Origin of the sequence: Bartonella sp. TT29SHDZB (assembly GCF_042193395.1) — a bacterium.
Classification (GTDB): Bacteria; Pseudomonadota; Alphaproteobacteria; order Rhizobiales; family Rhizobiaceae; genus Bartonella.
In genome coordinates this window covers 324-571 of the sequence record NZ_JBHILQ010000160.1, presented here as the reverse complement: position 1 = coordinate 571, position 248 = coordinate 324, and the positions used below count along the sequence as shown (strand labels likewise).

Sequence of the window (248 nt, the reverse complement as noted above, 5' to 3'; positions counted from 1 at the left end):
CATATTGAAGTTGTTTTCCTTTTAAATTTTTGCAAATTTCTTTGAATCTGTTTGCAGGTTCCAAGTTTTAAGAACTTCATTCAATTGCGCTTTAAACAAAGCACTTTTTTGATCGTTTGATTTAGTTAGAACGTTTTTTTCTGTTTTTTGCACACGCCAATCGTTTAATTTTTCTTCAGAAGTTTCATTGAGTAGTGCATAGAAAGAACGTTCTAGATAGAGTTCTCCTCGATTTTCTTTAGCAATCA

Annotated in this window: 1 pseudogene; it reads right to left on the bottom strand. The window is 31.0% G+C overall.

The features are described from left to right. Positions 1–21: 21 nt before the first annotated feature. A pseudogene (locus ACFIJJ_RS10095) lies at positions 22–248 on the bottom strand (replication protein C); the annotation flags it as partial.